Genomic DNA, 1,543 nt, shown 5'->3' with positions numbered 1-1,543 from the left:
AACCTTGCTAATAAAAGTCAAGTACTTTTTTGAAGTATTTATGTAGTAAAAAAGGGTAACTTTAATAGACCTCATTTACAGGAGAAGAAATGTAAAATATAGTAATTAGCTATTTGTAGAGTTCCATTACTCTAGCGTAATAGATGCGAAGAAACTTGTTTATGGCTGCCATTTTAGCAACATTTAAAGGTTTTCCTTCTTCTTCTTTCTTGATCATAAAAAGATAGACAGGATCATCTTGTGGTTTATGCATCTTTAAACATTGCATTACTTCATAACAAGCTTTTCTAAGAGAAGGTGCGCCACGTTTGGATATATGTCTATTTTGACTTTCAAACTGGCCAGACTGAAATGGCGGAGCATCATTTCCGGCGAATGCATTTAAGGCCTTGCCACTTGTGAATCTCCGTACATCGCCTATTTCGGCTATAAGCCTTGGAGTTAGACGATCTCCTACTCCACACATTCCTCTGACAATAGGATATTCAGGTAGAGTTTGAGCAAGAGATTGCATCTGAACTAATATTTCATTTGCAGCAATTTCAGCTTGAATTAAAACATTAAGGCATTGTTGTATAGCTATATTTGTATATGTATCTGTGCCACGTGTTGTTATGCTATTGGTTGCAAGCTCATAGATTTTAAGAGCTTTCATTTGATAATTACGACAACCATTTTTCTCAGCCAATTTAGTATAGCTATTGAGGAATTTCTTCTCACCCATCTTCTTAATAGTATCAAAACTTTGATACTTGTTAATAAAGTTATAGAGCATATTGTTTTCAGGCTTAGTTGTTTTAGCCATTAGTATATTTTCAATTCCTGGCATAGTCTCGTCTAGGAGATTACCTAAATATACCCTGTTTTTTACTTTAGTTGATATACGTTGATTATATTGGCGAGATAAGAATTTTAGATCTAGATACTTTTGCTCCAAAGAAGTATAGGGAATAAGAGTGTATGCTTTTTCTAATGCATAAGTAGCCATACGCATAGCATCTTTACGATCTGTCTTAGCCTTACGAATCTGATTATCACCATATTTCTTCATGAGGTATGGATTCATAACAGAGACAAAAAGATTTGCTTCTAGGAACTTTTTTAGAATAGGGAGATGATAATGCCCGGTTGCTTCCATAACAATTTTAATATCATCGTTAAGTGAAAGAAGATTAGTGATGAGGTTATCTAATGAATCATTAACGTGATATACCTCAAATGGTTCGGCAACAATTTCGCCATCTGAGCTAAGAATAGCAACCATACTTTTAGATTTAGAAACATCAACACCGACAGCAATCATGATAGTCCTCCTTTATGTATTATTATGATTGGTTCCAACATCTCATAATCAACTCATGTTCGTTAGTGACACGGGAGCAACGTCCCAACTTGCTGAAGCGAATGTAAGATAATGAGAGCTGGCTGACAAGTTTAGCTACGGGCGTGGTGTCCCAATTGATAGATTACGTCAGCCAATCAACCTCATCATAACAAAAAAATAAGAATAGAGACAATATTCTCTACTCTTATATAGTACGAA

At 35.0% G+C, this 1,543-nt stretch carries 1 protein-coding gene; it reads right to left on the bottom strand.

Annotated elements, in window-relative coordinates; translation table 11 throughout:
• Positions 1-109: 109 nt before the first annotated feature.
• Complete coding sequence (locus tag BUB90_RS22960) at positions 110-1,303, bottom strand: IS110 family RNA-guided transposase (protein ID WP_073292005.1); 1,194 nt, start codon at positions 1,301-1,303, stop codon at positions 110-112.
• Between the last annotated feature and the right edge of the window lie 240 nt (positions 1,304-1,543).

Source organism: Anaerosporobacter mobilis DSM 15930 (assembly GCF_900142955.1).
In the GTDB taxonomy this organism is placed as follows: domain Bacteria; phylum Bacillota; class Clostridia; order Lachnospirales; family Lachnospiraceae; genus Anaerosporobacter; species Anaerosporobacter mobilis.
Note: the sequence above shows the minus strand (reverse complement) of the source record. Positions and strands in the feature narration are given on the sequence as shown.